Origin of the sequence: Peptostreptococcus anaerobius VPI 4330 = DSM 2949 (assembly GCF_000381525.1) — a bacterium.
In the GTDB taxonomy this organism is placed as follows: Bacteria; Bacillota; Clostridia; order Peptostreptococcales; family Peptostreptococcaceae; genus Peptostreptococcus; species Peptostreptococcus anaerobius.
Genome location: NZ_KB906642.1, coordinates 1 through 17,970 on the forward strand (window position 1 = coordinate 1; position 17,970 = coordinate 17,970).

A 17,970-nucleotide genomic window follows, 5' to 3' on the forward strand; every position below is an offset into this window, starting at 1 on the left:
AGACGAACATCTTCGAAACCGTATGAGAATAGTCATCTGGAAACAGTGGAAAACCAGTGAGAAAAGGATGTGGGGGTTAAAGAAACTTGGCGTACCCGAATGGATGGCAAGACAATCCGTAGGATTTGCAGACCATTATCAGGCGGTAGCAAAAACAGCCGGACTTCGCAAGATAACAAAAGAAATCCTCGCAAAGCGAGGACTCATTAGTTGTTTAGATTATTACATGAATTGAACCGCCGTATGCCGAACGGCACGTACGGTGGTGTGAGAGGGAGGAGAAAGTCCTCCCTACTCGATTGTATTATGGGGGTATAAGGTTAAATCATAGGGGTAAAGATGGTCTCTTTTTATAGTATGGTAGGGGTATTTGTGTTATAATAGATGTTGAAAAGCAATTATAAATTAATTAAAATAGATGCTAGGAGATTTAGATGACAGCTAAAAAAGACTTAAAAAAGAGAAAATCAAAGAAAAAGGCCAACAAGGCTAAAAATACTAGAAATAGAAATAAGAAAAACCTACAGACGAATGTACCATTGGACGTAAGGGTCAATACTGACAAGGGATTGGCTATGGTATCACTATTACAGACGGTGATTGTAATGATAGCTTCTTTATTGACATTTTTTGCCAATCCAAAGTGGAGACTAGGAAGAAGTCTCATAAAACAGAACAAGTTCTTGATGGATAATCTATTCACTCAACCTGTCTTGTTGTTTATAGGTGGGGTCTTGACTATCTGTTCTGTGTATTATATTTATATGTCATACAAAAAGCCTGAACTGAAGAAGTTCTTTAGTCTGGGTGCCTTGCTATTGGCTATCGGTGTAGTGTATTGCGTATATGACAAGGTGAGGACGTTTAATGTCTATGCCTTTGGTGTAGTTGCTGTTTTCTTGGCTGCTATGCTTCAGATGGCCAAGCTAAAGGAAGTTGCTAGGATTGAAGCAGGACATCCAAGTAGTGAAAAGACAGAATAGTTTAGAGTATTTAAATTTTAAAATATAATTTATGAAAGAGGTGTTTGATATGGCAGTAGTTGAGTTGACAGTTTGCCCTTTAGGAACAGGAACAACAAGTGCAAGTAAGTATGTTGCAGGAGCACAGAAGGTATTAGCAGACCAAGATAAGGTTAAGTATATGCTTAATCCAATGGGAACTGTTATGGAAGGCAATATAGATGAAATATTTGCCCTAGTAAGAAAGATACAGGAAGATGTGTTTGACAAGGGTGTAGACAGGGTTTATTCAATTATCAAGGTAGACGATAGAAGAGACAAGGTTGCCAGCATGGAGCAAAAACTTGCCTCAGTAAAGAGTAAGTTGTAGACCTAAGTTAGAGGATTAAGAGATTGTAGATAAGTTGTATTTTAGTGAGAGTGGAGATAGATATGTATCTGCCACTCTTATTAATTATGATAATATGGATATAGATACAGTTGTATATATAGAAGTATACTGATTTAAAGAAAGGGGAAAAAGTGATAGATAAAGAATATATAGACCAGATTGTAGAGGCCCAGCCACTTAGGATAGTGGTATCATGTCCTAAGAGCAAGGAAAATGAAATATTAAAGGTTAAGTATAGCCTAAAGTCGAGTACTGGAAAAGTTGAATACCAAATCGAGAAATTCACAAAAAAGCAGGTCTTCCATGAAAATATAGGTGAGGACTCACTTGGTCAAAGTCTAGAAGAAGTAATGGAAGATTATAAGCAACTGTCTGCTGAGTCGAATGACTACAGTATTGACCTTAGATTATCTAAAAAAGGCAAGGTATTTTTCTCAAAGAAGTCTCAAAAGAACCAGATAAAGATAAATACAAGTCACAATAAAAAGAAAAACTATATCTTGGAAGAGGGTATGGACATACCTGCCTTAAAGGACCTTGGTGTATTTACAAAGGATGGCAAGGTCGTCAACTCGAGGTATGATAAGTATAAGCAGATAAATAGGTTTGTTGAGCTTATTGACCATGAAATCAAGAATATAAGCGAGGATTACCAAAAGGGAAGTGACAAGTGCCTACATATACTTGATTTTGGTTGTGGTAAGTCTTACTTGACATTTGTACTATACTATTATTTCACAGAGATTAAGAATATGAATGTCAAAATAACAGGTCTTGACCTTAAAAAAGATGTAATTGACTACTGTAATGATGTAGCTGAAAAATATGGCTATGACCAGCTTCGTTTTGAACTGGGGGACATAAATGGATACAAGTACGAGAATAAGGTAGATATGGTTATTAGCCTACACGCTTGTGATACTGCTACAGATTATGCTATTTACAATGCTATAAAGTGGAAGGCTAAGATGATATTCTCTGTTCCTTGTTGCCAGCATGAGATAAATGCAAGCATAAGACCTAGTAGTCTAAATATAATATCTAGGTATGGAATAATACAGGAAAGAGTATCTGCCTTGTTGACAGATTCAGTTAGGGCGAACATACTCGAGGTTTTGGGCTATAAGACTCAGCTACTAGAATTTATAGATATAGCTCATTCTCCAAAGAATCTCCTTATAAGGGCTGTCAAAACAAACATTAGCCAAGAAAAGAAGGCTAAGTCACTTTTAGAGGTTGAAGCCCTAAGGTCTGAATTTAATTTCGATCAAACCTTATACAAGTTGTGTAAAGATGACCAGCTGATATAGCCTATATTTCTTTTATTCTAGGATAAGTTAATTTAGTAAAAAATTAAAAAACAAGATATTTGTAAGTTTACCTAGGAACAAATATATGTTTTAGATAACTAAATAAATTGATTTAGGAAAAATATAGGATTTTGATATATCATATATAAATAAATAATTTATTACTATATATATGGAATTTTAATTAAATAATAAAAGACGATGAGGGGATTATGAAGAGGATTAAGTATTTATTGTTTCCACTTTTTATAGCGGGAATTTTTTGTGTGGGGCTAAACTCATACTTAAATAAACAAAATGTAAGAATGTTAAATGAAAAAAATCTTTATGGTATGCTTTACGATACAAAATCTCAGGTAAAGGACAAGGGTTACTATGCAAATGAATACCTGACAGATAGAAATTATATATTGATGATGGGGTCTTCAGAGCTTAGTCACTCTACAGACCAACACCCAGATAATTTCTTTAACACTGGAAGGACAAAGAACGGAATAATTACTAGTGGTAGGGCCTATACACAAGACCTTCAACACGCTAGTATGGTAGGTAGTTTTAATAAGTCTAAAAATAAAAAAGTAGTGCTTTTGGTTTCTATGCAGTGGTTTATGGATAAGAAAGGTGAGAGGCCAGACCGTTTTCAGACTAGGTTTTCACCGGTTATTTTCTATAAGTACCTAGAAAATCCAAAGATATCTCATAAGACTAAGGTCAAGTATGCACAGAGGGTAGCAGAGCTCCTAGAAGGTACTGGAGACTTTAAGGAAGAACAGCTTTACGCCAAATTATTTGTAAAGAAAAATGGTGCTAACAGGCTTATTATGACAGCTATGAAGCCGTATTTTTCCTTGAGAAAGAGTATGGTTAGACTAAAGGACAAGGGAATACTTTATTCTTCACTTGTGGGTCTACCTAACAAAGATCCTAATATGCCACGCAAAACCATAGATTGGAAGGCTGAAAGGGAAAAAGCTATAAAGGATGCCGAGTTTAGAGTAGGTAAGAAGCCAGGAATATTTGATGGTAAGCCTATGTTTATAGATAAGGGTTATTTTAGGGAGTACATGAAGAATAAGGAAAGATCTTATAAGGGCATGTATAACTATGTAAATATGCTTGATGCTAAGGAATTTTATGACTATAAGATATTCCTCGATACTTGCAAGGAGACAGGTGTTGAGCCGACAATAGTTCTGATACCAGTAGTAGACCAGTTCTATGACTATGTGGGAATTGACAGGAATGAAAGAGCTGCATTCTTCGCAAAAGTTAAGGAAGTAACTGCACCTTATGGATTTAGGGTGATAGATGAAAGCAATAGTGGTTCTAGTAGGTACTTCTTAAGAGACGTTATGCATCTGGGAACAGTTGGATGGACTGACGTATGTAAACAGATATACGATATATATGAAAAATAACTGAAGGTGTATTTTATTAGAAGGATTTGATGATGAATCCATATCTGGTCTTAGTACCAGTTGGTTAGTATTGTGAGGGAAGATTATGATTGAAAAAAAGAAATATATGATAATGTCGCTAGTAATTACCTTGGCTGTAATAGCCTGCATATTGGTATTTACCTTCTTACCTTTTAAGGAGTTGCCATTTATATATAATGAGTTTTAGAGGGGAGCATGAATAAATATATGATAAATATAGTAGAATGCGTAAAAAAATATTCGCAGTCAGATAGGTTGGCAGTTGTTTGTAAGGGAGAGAAGCTATCTTACAAGGAACTTGATGAAAAGTCCGATATACTTGCCAACTATATGATAAATAACAAGATAGATGATAGACCGGTGGCTATTTATGCCAATAAAGATATATATATACTAGTATGTATGATAGCTGCCCTAAAGACAGGAAATGCCTATGTACCTATGGACATAAGTTTTCCAGAACAGAGGGTATCTGATGTAGTTGAAGCTGTTGAGCCAAGGGTTATATTTGATTTTTCAGATGGAGAATACTTCTATGAAGATTCCAAGCAGTTAGAAAAGTACAGTGGAATAAAGATAATAAATAGGCAGGACCTAGTAGGGATATTAGACAGTGATGATGATAAGCTTAAATGTCCAGTAGACAGGCAAAGGTGGGTAGATGGTGATGATAACTCATATATCTTATTTACTTCTGGTTCTACAGGCAAGCCAAAGGGAGTACAGATATCTACATACAATCTGGATTCCTTTGTAGAGTGGATGAGCCCTATACTTGGTATAGATGGTCAGGAGATAGTGGTTATGGACCAGCCAGCCTATTCATTTGACCTGAGTGTATCTCAGCTATATCCAGGCATATGCAATGGAGCAACTCTTTATAGTTTGCCTAAGGACTTGATTTCTGACTTTAAGGGACTACTTGAGGAAATGAAAAAGTCCAACATGGAGGTTTGGGTGTCTACACCATCCTTTGCAGGTATGTGCCTAGCATCTGATGAATTCAATGAAGACCTACTACCTAAGCTTAGGAAGATGTTGTTTATCGGTGAAGTCCTTCCCGTTGAGACTGCTAGAAAGCTTAAGGAGAGACTTCCAAAAGCAGAGGTAATAAATGGCTATGGACCAACTGAAGCAACTGTTGGTATCAGCCATGTAGTTATAAATGAAGACCATTTAAATTCTGGACTACCCCTACCAGTAGGAGTTCCAATGCCTAATTGTCAGATTAAGATAGTCGATGAAGAGGGCAAGCCATTAGACAAGGGTCAAAAGGGTGAGATCGTTATAGTAGGTCCATCTGTGTCTAAGGGATATTTTAAGAATGTAGAAAAGACTAGGGAAGCATTCTACTATGATGGGGATAATTCAGAAGATATAGACCTTTCAAGAAGGGCATATAGGACAGGTGACCTAGGCATGATTCTTGATGATGGGAATATAAAGTATGCAGGCAGGAAAGACTTCCAGATAAAGTTAAATGGATACAGAATTGAGATTGAAGATATAGAAAATAATCTTAGAAAGCTGTCTAACATATCAAATGCTGTAGTATTACCTGTATATAAGAATGAAAAAATAGCATTCTTAAAGGGTGTTGTATCCCTAAAGGTTAAAAACGACCTAGGTAACATGAAAAACTCTATTGCAATTAAAAAAGAGTTGGGTCAGTTTTTGCCTGAATATATGATACCTAGATCAATTGTAGTTATGGACCAGCTACCTATGAATACAAATGGTAAGATAGACAGAAAAAAGATAGCTGAAGAAGTGCTATAGGAGGATAAGATGGTTTTTTCGCAATATGAAGGATACCTATACATGTATATCTTGTTTCTAACTATGATACCTGCTATAGGGCTTGGCCTAATGGGCAAGAAAATAAAATACTATGCCATGACCATAACCTGTCTCATGATATACCTAATAGTGGGTATAAATGTTCAGTTTGGTGTTCTCCTGGCATTTATGATATGGGAAGTAGCCACTATCCTTATATATATGAAGATCAGGCAAAATAGCAAGAATAAGTGGACTTATAGGTTGTTCTTGTTTTCTGCTATGCTACCCCTATTAATCAACAAGATAAGTCCAAAGACTCCTATGGGAGCTATAGGCTTTATAGGTATATCCTATCTGAGTTTTAGGGCTATACAGATAATAATAGAAATATATGATGGAAGTATAAAGTCTATCAAGCCACTGGATATGATTTACTTTATCTTGTTCTTCCCGAGTTTGAGCTCTGGACCTATAGATAGGTCTAGAAGGTTTGAAGAAGAGATAAATACTGCTATACCTAGACAGGTATATATTGACGAATACCTGCTACCAGGTTTTAAAAAGATTGCTATGGGTCTTTTGTACAAGTTTGCCATAGCTACAGTCCTACATATGTTCTGGGTCAGCAAGGTAAAACCGGATGTAGGCATACTACCTATAATCAATTATATGTACGCCTACACACTATACCTTTTCTTTGACTTCGCTGGATACTCATACCTTGCAGTCGGAACGAGTTATATATTTGGTGTTCACGCACCGGACAACTTTGACAAGCCGTTTCTTAGTAAGGACATGAAGGAATTCTGGACAAGATGGCATATATCTCTTTCAAGATGGTTTGGTGACTACCTATTCTCAAGGTTTGTCCTTGATTCTATGAGAAAAAAGAGGTTTAAAAAGAGGGCCACTGCATCTCATGTAGCCCAGATGATAACTATGACTACTATGGGATTTTGGCATGGGCTTACTTGGTACTATATAGCATATGGTATATACCAAGGCTTGATGCTAGTGTTTAATGATATGTTTACCAAGTCATCAAAGATACACAAAAAGTACAAAAAGAATAAAATTTATCAGGGAATACAGATATTTGTTACCTTCCATATAGTTTGCTTTGGTATGCTGATATTCTCAGGATTTTTAAATTACTATATACCATCAGGAGGAATTTGGAAATTTTTACCTAGATAATAGGGTGATAAGTAAGCTATAGTAAAGGATTTTAACATAAAATACTTGAAGAAGTCAAATAGGGGGGGAGACCGATAATGGATATTAAAGAAAAAGTAATTGAAATATTTGAAGAAATATTAGATACAGACGAAATAAGAGACAATATGGATTTAGATATGTTTGAAAATGAGATGCTAGATTCATTGGCCATAATAGAAGTTCTACTAGGTATAGAGGATAAGTTGGGAATTTCCCTACAGCCTACTGACCTTGAAAGAAAAGATATGGCTACTGTAAACAACTTGATTTCTTTTTTAGAATCAAGATAGTTAATTGAAAATAATCTGGGGATAAAGCCTATACCCAGATTTTTTTATATAGAAATTTATTTTCTTTTAATGATATAAAGTAAAATAGAAGAGTATTCTTGTAATATTGAAATTGAAATATATAAAATTTGTAACAAATTGGTTAATTAGGGGTGTAATATTTGACTTTTGTGGTAAACTAGTTATAGTGCAAAATTGTACTAATGAAATATAGGTTAAGGTATTTAATAATTTCAGAAGAAGAAATACCGTGTGTAAAATTGTACTAATGAAATACAGGCACGAAAATACTATGAAAGGATAGAGGGAATGTCGAGAGTAGAGCGTAAAAAACTTGAAAAGGAAATGAAGAAATCTAAAAAAGTATTTAAGTTTAAAAAAGATGGCAGTGCTCCTAAGAAGCCTCTAATAGATAAATCCTGCAAGACTGGTCAGGGACAAAATACTAATATAGATATTAATATAGAAAACAAAAAGCCATCTAATCAGGATAAGCTTAGACAAGACTTGGCAGATAGGCCGGAAAATGTTAAGGATATACTAGACAAAAGTCTTAAAACTGGGATTGGCAATCCTAACAAGGTTATGGTGAATAGTTCATCAGCTAGGACGATAACTGCCGACAAGATAGTTTCGGTTGAAGATGAGAGAATGTATTTTGAAAGAAAGCAAAAACAAAAGTCAATCGGAATTGATGATTCTAGTTTTATGACTGTTGATGATATCATAACTCTTGAAGACGAAGAAAGTGGCATTATTCCTAATTCTAATTTGGACACAAAGACTCAGGAGAGTCAAGAGGATAATATCAATGCTATTAAAAAGATACATATTGAGAAGGCTCCTTTTGAGGATGTTGTTAAAGTTGCCGAATCTAGGAAGCAAGCCAAGGCTGACTCTGATATCAAAGATAAGAAACTAGGGTCTGAAAAGCAAGATAGTAAATTAGAGTCTGACCTACCATATAAGGCAGAGGATAATAATCACAAAAAGGATTTATATGACAAAGATGGAGATATAGTTGCTATGGAATATAATAAGAAAGATGAAACTTCAAAGTTGTTGGATTCTGTAGACTCTGTCAATAAGGCCACGATTGATGACTTATACGAGGATGCAGAAAAGAAAAAGAAGCCTAAAAAGACTGATAATAAGGAATTCAAAAAAGAAGAAAATAAAGAACCAATTAAAGAAAAAATAGATAAAAAATCAAACTCAAATAAGAAAGTGAAAGAAGGCAATAGTATTATGAATAGTGAAAGTAAATCTACCGGAATTATAGCTACTGAGAATAGCAAAAGAGGTGGAGGATTTAATAAGTTTTTATTTGGACTATTAGGACTTATACTCGTAGTATATGGTGTAGGATGTTTTATTTTTAATGGCAGGTATTTTCCAAATACAAAGATAAATGGCATCGATGCAGGTCTTAAGACTCCTTCAAGTGTAGAAGATATAGCATCTAAAAATGCTGAGTCATATTCTATAGATATAACTGGTAGAAAAAATGTTAAAGATTCTATAAAGGGGTCAGATATAGGTCTTGAATTCGTAAAGGATGACAGTGCAAGTAAGATTAAAAAAGACCAAGGCTCTCTAGCTTGGCCACTTGCATTTTTTACTGACTATAAGTATGATGGCAAGTTGAATATAAAGTACGATAAGGATAAGTTGGATTCTAAGCTTGCTGACTTACATATCAATGATAAGAAAAATATAGTAGCTCCTAAGAGTGCTGTTCCAAAATATGATGAATCTAAGAAGGAAGTGACAATAGACAAGGGAGAGTTGGGATCAACTCCTATAAAATCAAAACTTGTCAAGTTCTTAGACCAGTCAATATTGGCCCAGAAGACTAAGGCTAGTTATCCAGATTCAGTTTATAAGGCTCAAAAATACAATGCAGACTCTACTAAGGTAAAAAAGGCAGTTGCTACAATCAAGCCTTATGCAGATACAAAGATTGTATATGACTTTGAATATGAAAAGCACCAGATTCCTGGCCAGGATATAGTATCTATGTTCGACCTTGATGAAGAGGGAGAATACAATGTCAAGTTATCTAGGGACAAGGTTAGGGAAGTTGTAAGAGGTCTTAGCAGAAAGTATTCTACATATGGAGATACAAGAGAAATACAGTCAGCATCAACTGGTGGCAAGTTAAAAGTCAGCGGTGGTATATATGGTTGGTTGATCAACAGGGAAAAAGAGACTGATGAACTATACAAGATAATAGAAAAGAAAAAGAATGTAAATAATAGGAAGCCTATATATTCTCAAACAGCTGTATCTAGACAGAAGAATGACATGGGAGATGAATTCATAGAAATAGACTTGTCTAAGCAGCATATGTGGTATGTAAAGGGTGGTGAAGTTCAAGTATCAACACCTATAGTATCTGGTAACCCATATAATGGAGATGCTACACCTACTGGAATCTATCCACTTAACTATAAGACAAGAAATGCAGTTCTTAGGGGACCGGGATATGCATCACCAGTTGCTTACTGGATGCCTTTTAATGGAAATATAGGTATCCACGATTCTAGTTGGCAGGCTGCTTATGGTGGATCTAGATACTTATATGCTGGGTCTCATGGATGCATAAATACTCCTTACAGCAAGGTAGCACAGATATACAATTTAGCTAAAGAGGGAATGCCTGTAGTAGTACATGACTAGTAGGTAAATTAATCTATATGATTAAAATTAAATAAGAGGTAATATATAACGTTGATAGCCTTGATCACCAAGTTGTGGTTGATCCTATCAACGTTTATTTTTTGACCTACAAGTAGTATCAATAAGTCCATGATAGCATTTACATATACTAAATATAGTATTGATACATAAAATATACGCCTTGTCAATACTGTATATTGATTTTAATATGTGCTAAAATAGGGAATGTGATTGCATATATTCGAGGTGCTTGGGTATATAATAGAAGGTGAAAAGAGATTCTATTTATGTCTGTAATTAGAGATTTATAAATAGAAATAAACGGATTTATTTTTGGAATTTATAAGGAGAAGGATAATGGCTAACACAAAATATATTGAACTAAACAACGAAGTAATAGTGAGGGATGAACATGGTAGGTACCAACTTGAAAAGGACAAGGAAGCCCTAGCCCTTTACTTAAAAGACTCCATATATGAAAGAACTATGCATTTTGCTAGTGAACTTGAAAAGATAGATTATCTTGTTGAAAACGCCTATTATGAAAAAGAAATAATAGAAAAGTACAGCAGGGAATTTATTGATGAATTATATAAGTACATATGTAGTTTTGGCTTTGAGTTTATGTCATATATGAGTGCGAGCAAGTTTTATGAAAATTATGCCCTTAAAACTGACGATGGTAAAAAAATCCTAGAGAATTATGAGGATAAGATACTTATTTGTTCACTAGCCATAGCAAGTGGTGACACTAGGGTAGCAAAAGATGTCGCTAAGAGACTTATAAAACAGGAATTTCAGCCTGCTACACCTACATTCCTAAACCTAGGAAGAAAGAGAGCGGGTCAGTTGGTATCTTGTTTCTTGCTTACAGTTGAGGACTCTTGTGAGGGTATTTCTTATGCTGTTGCTTCAGCCAACCACTTGTCAAAAATAGGTGGTGGTGTAGCCCTTAACCTTACAAGACTTAGGGCTAGAGGAGAGTCAATCAAGGGCATAGAGGGTGCCAGTGGTGGAGTAGTAGGAGTTGCCAAGATGCTTGAGCAGTCTTTCTCATATTTTAACCAGATGGGTGCTAGACAGGGAGCAGGAGCAGTCTACTTAAACGTACTTCACGCAGACTTTGACGCCCTTATGGATACTAAGAAGATCAATGCAGATGAAAGGGTAAGATTGGCAACCCTATCAATAGGTGCTATAATACCAGATGTATTTATGAAGTTGGCAGAAAAAAATGAGGTCGGCTATGCCTTTTATCCTCATTCAATCTACAAAAAATATGGCCTACATCTTGATGACCTGAATATGAACGAGTGGTACGACAAGCTTGTTGCCGATCCTGACATCAGAAAGAAGGAGATCAATCCTAGGGTAATACTTACTAGAATAGCTGCGACACAGATGGAATCGGGCTATCCTTATATAGTCTATATAGATACAGCCAACAAAAACCACACCCTAAAGGGGCTTGGCATGGTAAGGATGTCAAACTTGTGTTGTGAGATCTTCCAGTATCAGAGTCCATCTCATATAGAAGGCTACGGTTCAAAAAACAGCCAGTGGGGGCAGGACATATCTTGTAACCTAGGATCTTTAAATATAGCCAATATCATGGAAGGCAAAGAAATGGGTCATGCTATAGATGTTGCTATAAGGTTCTTGACAGATGTCAGCGATAGGACTAATATAGAGGAAGTACCAACAGTTAAAAACGGCAACGACAAGTCTCATTCAGTAGGACTTGGGGCCATGAACCTACATGGTTATTTAATGAAAAATAATATTAGGTATGATTCTGATGAAGCGGTAGATTTTTGTAATGTCTTCTTTGCTATGATGAGATACCATGCAATCAAGACATCTATGAATATAGCCAAGGAAAAAGGACAGGCCTTTGATGGTTTTGAAAAATCTGAGTACTCAAAAGGAGAGGCCTCAGATGTATTAGGCAAGTACTATCAAATAGACTACCTACCAAAAACAGACAAGGTAAGGGCCTTATTTGAGGGTATGATGATACCTAGGAAAGAAGACTGGAAAGACTTGCTTGACCAAGTCAAAGAGGTTGGTATATACAATGCCTACTTGATGGCTATAGCTCCAACTCAGTCTATATCATATGTACAGAATGCCACTTCGTCAGTTATGCCTATAACAGAGCAGATAGAAGTGAGGATTTATGGGGATTCGACAACAATCTACCCTATGCCTTTCTTGACTAATGAGAACCTACTGTTCTATAAATCAGCCTACAATACAGATATGCTAAAGGTCATAGATGTTGTAGCAGCAGTACAGGACCATGTTGACCAGGGGATATCCACTACCTTGTTTGTAACAGACGACAAGACTACTAGGGATATAGCTAGGTACTATATATATGCCTACAAGAAAGGCTTAAAGAGTTTGTATTATACTAGGACAAAGATGCTTAGGGAGTTAAATAATGAGTGTCTGTCTTGTTCTGTATAGTTTTGGAGGAAGAGATGAGTAAAAAAAAGTTAACTAGAGAAGAGAGAATACAAAATATAAATAATTCTATCCATAAGGCTGTAAACTGGGATACAGAGGACGATGATTTCACTCAGGCCTTTTGGGACCAGAATGTAAAGCAGTTTTGGCTGCCAGAAGAGGTGCCTATATCAAAGGATATACCTAGCTGGGCTGAACTTACAGAATCAGAGAGGATCCTATATAAGAGAGTCCTTGCAGGTCTTACCCTACTTGATACTAAACAAGGAAATGACGGTATACCATCAATGATGGATCTTACTGAGAACTTTCAGAGAAAGGCAGTCCTGTCATTTATGGGTACAATGGAAGAAATCCATGCCAAGTCTTACTCAAGTATTTTTACAACCTTGCTATCAAAGCATGAGATTGATGACCTATTCTTATGGATCGAGGAAGAACCACTACTACAGAACAAGGCTAAGATAGTCTTGAGGCAGTACAAGAATGTAGAAGATCCAAAGAGTCTATACATGTCTATGGCTACAAGTGTATTTCTAGAGTCATTTTTATTCTATAGTGGATTTTTCTTTCCCCTATATCTAGCTGGTCAAGGAAAGATGATAGCAAGTGGAGAGATTATATCACTTATCCTGAGAGATGAATCGCTACATGGCAAGTATATAGGACTATTGGCTCAGGAGAAGCTTAGAGAGTTTTCTTATGATGATAGAAATGAGTTGAAGGATGCTGTCTATAGACTTTTGAAGGAGCTTATGGAAAATGAGGAGAAGTACACAAGGATGCTTTATGAAGGACTAGGCCTAGAGGACCAGGTTATAAATTTCCTAAGGTACAATGCAAACTCAGCCCTAGTTAACCTAGGCTTTGAAGAGTTCTACAAGGTAGAACCGGTCAATGCCATAGTCCTAAATGGTTTGTCTACTGAGACAAAGACCCATGACTTTTTCTCAACTAAGGGTAATGGATACCAGAAGGGCATCTATGAAGACCTTGAGGATGAAGATTTTAAATTTGATAATATATAAGTCAAAAAGCTGACCCAAAAGGTCAGCTTTTTATCTTAAGCATAAGTGTTTTTATATGTTTTAAATGAAAACGTATAAAAACAAGAACTTGGGAACAGTGTAAGTTAGGGGACATAACAGAGTCGTACTATGGAGGTACGACTTCAGTTAATAATAAAGAATATTACGGTAGTAAGATTCCGTTTATACGTTCAGCAGAAATAAATAAAGATAAGACTGAGTTGTATATTACAAAAAAAGGTTTAAATGATTCTTCCGCAAAAATGGTTTCAGTGCTAACATCTATACAAACCTATCCACACCCATGTCCAAAAAGACCTTCTTGGCCTTTTCAACATCATCCTTTGTTGCAGGTTCAACATCCTTAAGGCTGTATTCTAGTCCTAGCTGTTCCCACTTAGGTACACCCATGACATGGTAAGGAAGAAATTCAAACCTATCGACATTATTTAGGCTGGCTGTGAAATCTGCCATAAGTTCTAGGTTTTCCCTTGAATCAGTAATACCCGGTATCAGGACGTGTCTTAACCAAACAGGGATATTTCTTTCGTCTAAGTATCTAGCAAGCTGCATGGCCTTTTCTGAACTGGCTCCTGTTAGCCACTTTGATCTTTCAGGGTCCATATGTTTTAGGTCTAGTAAGACAAGGTCTGTATAGTCTAGCAATTCTTTTATTTTGTCTATCTCTACAAATCCACTAGTATCAAGACAGGTATGGATTCCATTTTCCTTGGCTAGCCTAAATACCTCTGTGACAAAGTCTGCTTGTAGGCTTGCCTCGCCACCTGATACAGTTATGCCTCCTCCTGATGTTTCGTAGTATGTTTTGTATTTCATGTATTCATCTATAACCTCATCAGGTGTCATTTCTGTTCCGATACCAGTTTCCCACGTATCTCTATTGTGGCAAAACCTACATCTTAGGGGGCAACCTTGTGTAAATAAGACAAATCTTATGCCTGGGCCATCTACTGTGCCAAATGTTTCGTATGAGTGTATTCTTCCTTTTGTCATTTTATACCTCCAAATATCAATAGGGAGCTGATTAGCCCCCTACTGTATTATATATTATTTTGTTGGGGTGGACTAGGCCATTTTTCCGTGGAATGTTCTGTTTATAACGTCCATCTGCTGTTCTCTTGTTAGCTTGATGAAGTTTACAGCGTATCCTGATACCCTGATTGTTAGCTGTGGGTAGTTTTCTGGATTTTCCATTGCATCTAGAAGAGTTTCTCTGTCTAGTACGTTTACATTTAGGTGCTGGGCCTTCTGAGTGAAGTATCCGTCCATCATAGATGATAGGTTCTTTACTCTTTCATCAATTGACTTTCCTAGGGCAGCTGGCACTATTGAGAAGGTATTAGATATACCATCCTGTGATTCTTCATATGGTAGCTTGGCTACTGAAGATAGGGAAGCAAGGGCTCCGTGTGAATCTCTACCATGCATTGGGTTGGCACCTGGTGCAAATGGTTCTCCGGCCTTTCTACCGTCTGGAGTGTTACCTGTCTTCTTACCGTATACAACGTTTGAAGTTATTGTAAGTACTGACTGAGTATGTGTAGCATTTCTGTATGTCTTATGCTTTCTGATCTTGTTCATGAATCCTCTTACAAGTTCAACGGCTATTTCGTCAACTCTGTCATCGTTGTTACCGTACATTGGGAATTCACCCTCAGTTTCAAAGTCTACTACTATTCCTTCTTCATTTCTGATTGGCTTAACCTTAGCGTACTTGATAGCTGAAAGTGAGTCAGCGCACACTGATAATCCTGCTATACCACAAGCCATTGTCCTAAATACGTCCTTGTCGTGAAGGGCCATTTCTAGTGACTCGTATGAATACTTGTCATGCATGTAGTGGATTACATTTAGTGTGTTTACGTATAGGCCAGCTAGCCATTCTGAATATTCTTCAAATCTAGCTCTAACTGTTTCATAGTCTAGCACTTCGTCCTTTAGTGGTGCCTGTGCTGGTCCTACTTGGACTCCTGACTTTTCGTCTATACCACCGTTGATAGAGTATAGTAGTGTCTTAGCTAGGTTGACTCTTGCTCCGAAGAACTGCATCTGCTTTCCAAGTCTCATGGCAGATACACAACAAGCTATACCGTAGTCGTCTCCTGTGAAGTCCTGCATTAGGTCGTCGTTTTCGTACTGGACTGAACTAGTGTCTATTGATACCTTTGAGCAGAAGTCCTTGAATCCCTGTGGTAACTTTGTAGACCAAAGTACTGTTAGGTTTGGTTCTGGTGAAGGTCCTATGTTGTATAGGGTATTTAGGATTCTGAATGAGTTCTTAGTTACCCAAGATCTACCATCAGAGTTCATACCTGCTATTGATTCTGTTACCCAAGTTGGGTCTCCTGAGAATAGGTCATTGTATTCTGGAGTCCTAAGGAACTTTACAAGTCTTAACTTCATTACGTAGTGGTCGATTAGCTCCTGGGCTTCCTTTTCAGTAATAGTACCATTTGCTAGGTCTCTTTCAATGTAGATATCTAGGAATGTAGAAGTTCTACCGATTGACATGGCAGCACCGTTCTGGTCCTTTATAGCTGCAAGGTAAGCAAAGTATAGCCACTGAACTGCTTCCTGTGCATTTGTCGCAGGGCCAGAAATATCTATTCCGTATGAGTTTGCCATATTCTTTAGCTTATTAAGGGCTAATATCTGTTCTGCAATTTCTTCTCTTAGTCTAATTGTATCTTCTGTCATAGGTTCATTGGCAAGAGATAATTTTTCTTCCTTCTTCTTTTCTATTAGGAAGTCTACACCATATAGGGCAACTCTTCTGTAGTCTCCTATGATTCTACCTCTACCATAGGCATCTGGAAGACCTGTTATGATACCAGCTTTTCTTGCATTCCTCATTTCTTCAGTATATACATCGAACACACCCTGGTTGTGAGTCTTTCTATATTTAGTGAAGATTTCTTTGATTTCTGGATTTAGCTTGAATCCATAAGCGTCACAAGAATTTTCTACCATTCTTATACCACCATAAGGCATTATAGCTCTCTTAAGAGGAGCATCTGTCTGTAGACCAACGATTTTTTCTAGGTCCTTATCTATATATCCTGGAGCATAGGCATCGATACCTGATATTGTATCCACGTCTACATCAAGAGTGCCACCATTATCTCTTTCTTTTTTAAATAGGAATGTTAATTCATCCCAAAGTTTCTTTGTGTTTTCAGTAGGCCCTTCCAAGAATTCAGCGTCACCTTCGTACTGAGAGTAGTTTAGGTTGATGAAGTCTAGTACATCAATGTTTTCAGACCAGTTTCCTTTTTTAAAATCTTTCCAAGCAGTCATAATAATAACCTCCTTAAATAAAAGTATATTAGTGTGTTTGTTGTGGTTTTATATTAAATTGCCAAGTTTGTGTATAGAGAAGTTATTTTACCTTGGCAACTAGTATAAACTAAGTTGTTTATCATGTAAGACTCTTAAAGTCTTATTTTCAGGCAATCTCTAATCGCCATATAGCAAGCTATTTGTCATCTGAAAAGAATAATATGCAGGGTATACCTATAAATGCAAAGTTATACTTTTACAAATATAAAAGGATGTAAAGCTACACTTTTACAAATATAAAAGGGATTCTATATAATTTACATAAGATGAATAGATAGCATAGCTAATATCTATATAAATATGTAGCGAGATATATAAAATGTATACTGTTTATTGTATACAATATTAATCATGATAATAATCATTTCCTATTAATAATTATTATCTATAGTTTTCATATTTATAATAACATTCAAATATGTAAAGTTCAATAGAATTTTTATCTAAAAATAAAGTTAGAAAATTTTAAATATATCTACAATTTGTATATGCAAAAAAACTAGTAAAAAACTATTGACCTTTATATAAAAAGAGTGTATAGTATTACTTGTCGCTGAGAGATACAGTGTATATAAGGACTGTAATACACGGTGATATTAAAAAGTTAAGAAGCAAGTTTGCTTTTAGAAAAGATTTTTCAGAGTGCCGATGTATCGGTTGGAAAACTTTAAAAAACTTTAAAAAACATATTGACATTATGAAATGAATATGTTATTATTAATAAGTCGTCAGCTGAGACGACAAATGAATATGAACTTTGAAAATTGAACAGCAGGTTAATTCAAAAGTCACATAGTGACAATTGATTAATCGTTTAAACCATGTAAGGAAACTTACTTGATTTAAACCACAAACAAACCAAGCCAGATATTTTAGAGATAACAATAGTCTGAGCGAGAACAAATTTTTTTATGAGAGTTTGATCCTGGCTCAGGATGAACGCTGGCGGCGTGCCTAACACATGCAAGTCGAGCGCGTCTGATTTGATGCTTGCATTAATGAAAGATGAGCGGCGGACGGGTGAGTAACGCGTGGG

General features: G+C 36.2%; 14 protein-coding genes and 1 rRNA gene. 13 read left to right on the forward strand and 2 right to left on the reverse strand.

Translation table 11 applies throughout. The annotated features are described in order from the left end of the window. From F823_RS0108990 to nrdF, 12 genes are all read left to right on the forward strand, one after another. Positions 1–235, forward strand: a 235-nt coding sequence (locus tag F823_RS0108990; protein WP_019595651.1) for a hypothetical protein, incomplete at its 5' end; no start/stop codon positions are given. Between the two features lie 199 nt (positions 236–434). Beyond that, entirely contained in the window at positions 435–983 is a 549-nt protein-coding gene (locus tag F823_RS0108995) for a hypothetical protein (protein ID WP_002844006.1), read from the forward strand. 49 nt (positions 984–1,032) lie between these two features. After that, positions 1,033–1,332: an MTH1187 family thiamine-binding protein gene (locus F823_RS0109000; protein WP_002844003.1), complete on the forward strand. Its 300-nt coding sequence runs from the start codon at positions 1,033–1,035 to the stop codon at positions 1,330–1,332. Between the two features lie 152 nt (positions 1,333–1,484). Continuing rightward, positions 1,485–2,663 carry a class I SAM-dependent methyltransferase gene (locus tag F823_RS0109010; protein WP_002845942.1) on the forward strand — a complete coding sequence of 393 codons (1,179 nt, stop codon included), beginning with the start codon at positions 1,485–1,487 and terminating at the stop codon, positions 2,661–2,663. Between the two features lie 212 nt (positions 2,664–2,875). Next, entirely contained in the window at positions 2,876–4,081 is a 1,206-nt protein-coding gene (gene dltD / locus F823_RS0109015) for a D-alanyl-lipoteichoic acid biosynthesis protein DltD (RefSeq protein ID WP_002845940.1), read from the forward strand. An 85-nt stretch (positions 4,082–4,166) separates the two neighbouring features. Then, complete coding sequence (locus tag F823_RS11435) at positions 4,167–4,289, forward strand: hypothetical protein (RefSeq protein WP_002843997.1); 123 nt, start codon at positions 4,167–4,169, stop codon at positions 4,287–4,289. Positions 4,290–4,297: 8 nt separating this feature from the next. Then, entirely contained in the window at positions 4,298–5,881 is a 1,584-nt protein-coding gene (dltA, locus tag F823_RS0109025; RefSeq protein ID WP_002843986.1) for a D-alanine--poly(phosphoribitol) ligase subunit DltA, read from the forward strand. Between the two features lie 9 nt (positions 5,882–5,890). Beyond that, a complete protein-coding gene (gene dltB / locus F823_RS0109030) occupies positions 5,891–7,081 on the forward strand; it encodes a D-alanyl-lipoteichoic acid biosynthesis protein DltB (RefSeq protein WP_002844007.1) in 1,191 nt (396 codons plus the stop codon). A gap of 77 nt (positions 7,082–7,158) precedes the next feature. Beyond that, the gene (gene dltC, locus F823_RS0109035; RefSeq protein ID WP_002844013.1) at positions 7,159–7,392 is read left to right on the forward strand and encodes a D-alanine--poly(phosphoribitol) ligase subunit DltC; all 234 of its coding nucleotides are present in this window, start codon (positions 7,159–7,161) and stop codon (positions 7,390–7,392) included. Positions 7,393–7,701: 309 nt separating this feature from the next. Further along, on the forward strand, positions 7,702–10,074 hold the full coding sequence (locus F823_RS0109040; RefSeq protein ID WP_019595653.1) for a L,D-transpeptidase family protein: 2,373 nt from the start codon (positions 7,702–7,704) through the stop codon (positions 10,072–10,074). 357 nt (positions 10,075–10,431) lie between these two features. Continuing rightward, entirely contained in the window at positions 10,432–12,546 is a 2,115-nt protein-coding gene (gene nrdE, locus F823_RS0109045; RefSeq protein WP_019595654.1) for a class 1b ribonucleoside-diphosphate reductase subunit alpha, read from the forward strand. 14 nt (positions 12,547–12,560) lie between these two features. Continuing rightward, positions 12,561–13,574, forward strand: coding sequence for a class 1b ribonucleoside-diphosphate reductase subunit beta (gene nrdF / locus F823_RS0109050; RefSeq protein ID WP_002843991.1), 1,014 nt, complete (start codon positions 12,561–12,563; stop codon positions 13,572–13,574). Positions 13,575–13,856: 282 nt separating this feature from the next. On the opposite strand, the gene pflA is transcribed toward nrdF, so the two are convergent. Further along, complete coding sequence (gene pflA, locus F823_RS0109055) at positions 13,857–14,588, reverse strand: pyruvate formate-lyase-activating protein (protein ID WP_002845933.1); 732 nt, start codon at positions 14,586–14,588, stop codon at positions 13,857–13,859. A 72-nt stretch (positions 14,589–14,660) separates the two neighbouring features. Further along, the gene (gene pflB, locus F823_RS0109060; protein ID WP_019595655.1) at positions 14,661–16,892 is read right to left on the reverse strand and encodes a formate C-acetyltransferase; all 2,232 of its coding nucleotides are present in this window, start codon (positions 16,890–16,892) and stop codon (positions 14,661–14,663) included. Positions 16,893–17,841: 949 nt separating this feature from the next. Between pflB and F823_RS0109065 the strand changes: the two genes are divergently transcribed. Further along, positions 17,842–17,970 (forward strand): 16S ribosomal RNA (locus F823_RS0109065); the annotation flags it as partial.

Coding starts and splice junctions, on each gene's coding strand:
- F823_RS0108995 (WP_002844006.1), top strand. CDS start 435: ATGACAGCTAAAAAAGACTTAAAAAAGAGAAAATCAAAGAAAAAGGCC.
- dltC (WP_002844013.1), top strand. CDS start 7,159: ATGGATATTAAAGAAAAAGTAATTGAAATATTTGAAGAAATATTAGAT.
- nrdF (WP_002843991.1), top strand. CDS start 12,561: ATGAGTAAAAAAAAGTTAACTAGAGAAGAGAGAATACAAAATATAAAT.
- dltA (WP_002843986.1), top strand. CDS start 4,298: ATGAATAAATATATGATAAATATAGTAGAATGCGTAAAAAAATATTCG.
- F823_RS11435 (WP_002843997.1), top strand. CDS start 4,167: ATGATTGAAAAAAAGAAATATATGATAATGTCGCTAGTAATTACCTTG.
- nrdE (WP_019595654.1), top strand. CDS start 10,432: ATGGCTAACACAAAATATATTGAACTAAACAACGAAGTAATAGTGAGG.
- dltD (WP_002845940.1), top strand. CDS start 2,876: ATGAAGAGGATTAAGTATTTATTGTTTCCACTTTTTATAGCGGGAATT.
- pflA (WP_002845933.1), bottom strand. CDS start 14,588: ATGACAAAAGGAAGAATACACTCATACGAAACATTTGGCACAGTAGAT.
- F823_RS0109040 (WP_019595653.1), top strand. CDS start 7,702: ATGTCGAGAGTAGAGCGTAAAAAACTTGAAAAGGAAATGAAGAAATCT.
- dltB (WP_002844007.1), top strand. CDS start 5,891: ATGGTTTTTTCGCAATATGAAGGATACCTATACATGTATATCTTGTTT.
- F823_RS0109000 (WP_002844003.1), top strand. CDS start 1,033: ATGGCAGTAGTTGAGTTGACAGTTTGCCCTTTAGGAACAGGAACAACA.
- pflB (WP_019595655.1), bottom strand. CDS start 16,892: ATGACTGCTTGGAAAGATTTTAAAAAAGGAAACTGGTCTGAAAACATT.